The following is a 3,110-nucleotide window of genomic DNA, read 5'->3' on the forward strand; positions in this document are numbered from 1 at the left end:
TCCTCCGGCTCCCTCACCGTCTCCGACGGCACGGTGGCCATCACCGACGACGACGGAAAAACAGTAGATCCAAGCACACGGATACTGAAAGAAGCCACGCTCGTCCTTGAGGCAGTCGGCCTTGAGTCGGATTCGGCGTGGGTTGAAGGCTCGTGGCTGACGCTGCGCCTGACGATGTCGCAAGCGCAGGACTTCGAAGTGATCATCCCCATCGAAATCGCGCCCGACACCGCCGAATTCGAGCCGGCGGCCTGCGACATGATTCCCATCAGCGCCCACCTGGGCCCCGGTTTCGACAGCGGCGTGGATCGGGAGCTATACCAAAAGTGCGACTACGTGCCCCATCCGGAAATGCGGCACGGGCACGACGAAGACGGGAACGAGGTGATCGGCATCCGGGTTCCCGCCGGGGAGACCAAGTGGTTCGGCTCCATCGGGGCCAGGCAGGACGACGACCCCGACAACGAGACCCTGACTTTGGCGCTGTCTGCGGACCTCCCGGACAAGTTGACACCCGGCGACTCCGCCTCGCTGGCCCTGACCATCGTGGACGACCATTTCATGCCCCAGGTTTCCGTGGCCGACGCGCCGGGGGTCACCGAGGGGGACGACCCCGACGCCGCCACGGACCTGAGCTTCGCCGTCAGCCTCAGCGACTTCGCCGCCGGGTACGTCACGGCGCACTACGTCCTCGGAGGGACGGCCACGTCTCCCGCCGACTACCGGGACCCCGGCTCCGGCAGCGTCGTCATACCCGAGGGGTCGAAGACGGCGGACATCGTGATCCCCGTGGTGGGGGACCTGGTTGACGAGGCCGACGAGACCGTCACCGTGACCCTGACCGGCGCGACCAAGGGGACGGTGTCGCCGGACGAGTTCACGGCCACCGGCGTCATCACCGACGACGACGACGCGCCCACCACGGCCGCGCTGAGCGCGGACCCGGTCAGGGTGTTCGAGGGGGCCGGCCCGACGACCATCAGGGTAACCGCCACCCTGGGCGGAAGCGCCGCCTTCGACCGGGACACCGACGTCACCGTCAGCGTGGGCAAGGCCGCCGACGCCGCCGTGTCGGGCACCGACTACACCGCCGTGGACCCCTTCACCGTGACCATATCGGCTGGGGAGGCCACCGGGTCGGCGGAATTCGACCTGGATCCCACCGACGACGCCCTGGACGAGGCCGACGAGGCGCTGACCCTCACCGGGACGGCGGCGGGACTCACGGTGGCGGACACCGCCGTCAGCATCGCCGACGGCGACGACGCCCCGGTTCTTTCCATCGCCGGCGGGAGCGCGACCGAGGGGAGCGTCGTCCGGTTCACCGTCACGCTGACGCCAGCCTCCTCCCAGGACGTGACGGCGCGCTGGCAGACCGCCGCCGACGTCCAGGGTTCCCGCCCGGCCACGGCGGACGTGGACTACACGGCGGTGAGCCCGGCCCGGACGCTGATCATCGCCGCGGGCGAGACCTCCGCCGTGGTGGCGGTGGCGACCCTCCAGGACGCCGTGGCCGAGGGCAGCGAGACCTTCCTGGCGACGCTCTCCGACCCGGTCAACGCCACCCTGTCTCCCACTGCCTCCCAGGCGGTGGGAACCATCGACGACGACGACGCGGCCCCCACCGGAGCCAGCCTGAGCGCCAGCCCGGCCAGCGTGGGCGAGGCCGACGGGGCCACGGAGATCACGGTGACGGCCACCCTGGACGGCAGCGTCGCCTTCGCCGGAGACACCGGCGTCACGGTCAGCGTGGGCCAGGCCGGGGATTCGGCGGCGTCGGGTACGGACTACGCCGCCGTGGACGACTTCACCGTCACCATTGCGGCGGGACAACAGAGCGGCCAGGGAACGTTCTCGCTGTCGCCCACGGACGACGCGCGGTACGAAGGGGCGGAGACCCTCACGCTGACGGGCGCGGCCTCGGGACTGACCGTATCCGGCGCCGCCGTGACCATCACCGACGACGACCCCCTGCCGCAGGTCACGCTGATCCTGACTCCCGGCAGCATTTCGGAGAGCGCCGGAAGCGCCGGCGCCAGCTACGTGACCGCCCAACTGAGCCAGTCCCTGCCTCAGGACGTCTCCCTCAGCGTATCCGCCCAGCCGGTGGCGCCGGCCACTGCGGACCATTTCGTCCTGAGCTCGAACCGGGTTCTCACCATCGGGGCGGGCAAGACCGCCAGCTCGGGCGTAGTGACCATAACGGCCGTGGACGACGCCGTTGACGGCCCGGACCGGCAGGTGTCCGTGGCCGCTTCGCTGGTTGAAGCCGCGCCCGTCCAGCCGCCCGTCATACAGACGCTGACCATCGTGGACGACGACTTCACCGGCCCGGCCGACGCCACGGCGAGCTTCGAGAGAACTTCCTACGTCCTCGAGGAGGACGATTCCGACGGGATCGAGGTGGCCGTCATCCTGGACCAGGCCGTCCCGTCGGAGGTGAAGGTCCGGGTGCAGCTGCATTCCGCCAGCGCCGTCGTCGGCCGCCAGGGGGACGTGTGGGCGCGCTCCGAAGAGGTCGCCTTCGCCCCCGGGGAAACCCGGAAGACCGTCACCCTGTTCCCGGTGGACAACAACATAGTCGAACCGGAGGAGAGCCTGACCCTCTCCCTGGTGGCCGTATTGGGCCGGGTGGCCACGGGCCCCAGCGCGACCGTCACCCTGGCCGACGACGACCAGGCCGTGGTCCATATCATCGGCGGCACGCCTCAGGTGGAGGAGGGAAGCCAGGGAACCATCCAGATCTCCATGAGCAAGCCCCACCAGGAGGACGTGGCCATGGACTGCGTGGTGGACGGCACCGCCACCCCGGGAGAGGACTACGCGACCCTGCCCCACCGGATCGTCATCCCGGCAGGGAGCCAGAAGCTCACGGTCACGGTGGAGACGATGGACGACGACGTTGCCGAGGACACCGAGACCTTCGTGTTCATCATCGCCAATCCCGTCGGCGACGGCGTGACCATTGCGCCCGACCGGTCCCGGCACACCATGAACATCATGGACGACGACCAGGGAACTCCGCCGGAAATTAGCATCACGGCGGGCAGCGGCATCACCGAGGGCGGCGACGCCAGCTTCACCGTAACCGCCAGCCCGGCGCCTGCCGC

General features: G+C 69.7%; 1 protein-coding gene. It reads left to right on the top strand.

The window, feature by feature from the left end; all coding sequences use genetic code 11:
- On the top strand, nt 1-3,110 hold a 3,110-nt coding region (locus F4X41_10150; protein MYB17369.1), incomplete at both ends, for a DUF5006 domain-containing protein.

Source organism: Chloroflexota bacterium (assembly GCA_009840625.1).
Taxonomy (GTDB): domain Bacteria; phylum Chloroflexota; class UBA11872; order UBA11872; family VXNJ01; genus VXNJ01.